Below are 295 nucleotides of genomic sequence, written 5' to 3' on the forward strand. Positions count from 1 at the left end.
ACCCAGAGCTTCGCCGCCAACTTCAACTCGGCGTTTGGCGCCGATGGGGCCGGTACCCTGACCTATGCGCTGGGCGTGGTGGCCGGGGCTTCCGGGCTGATCGACACGGCCTCGGGCGAGGCGGTGAACCTGTCGCTCAACGGCGCGGTGGTCGAAGGGCGTACGGCCCTCAGTAACCTGCTGGTGTTCACCGTCAGCGTGGCCGCCAATGGCAGCGTCACGCTCGACCAGAGCCGCGCCGTGGTGCATGCCAACACAAGCAATCCTGATGATTCGACGAGCCTGACCTCGGACA

The 295-nt window shown here is 66.4% G+C and carries 1 protein-coding gene; it reads left to right on the forward strand.

Annotation, left to right across the window (positions count from 1 at the left end; genetic code table 11):
• Positions 1 to 295, forward strand: a 295-nt coding sequence (locus ACM6IT_RS27990) for a DUF5801 repeats-in-toxin domain-containing protein (RefSeq protein WP_414919112.1), incomplete at both ends; no start/stop codon positions are given.

The organism is Pseudomonas sp. IT-P4 (genome assembly GCF_949767755.1).
In the GTDB taxonomy this organism is placed as follows: domain Bacteria; phylum Pseudomonadota; class Gammaproteobacteria; order Pseudomonadales; family Pseudomonadaceae; genus Aquipseudomonas; species Aquipseudomonas monachiensis.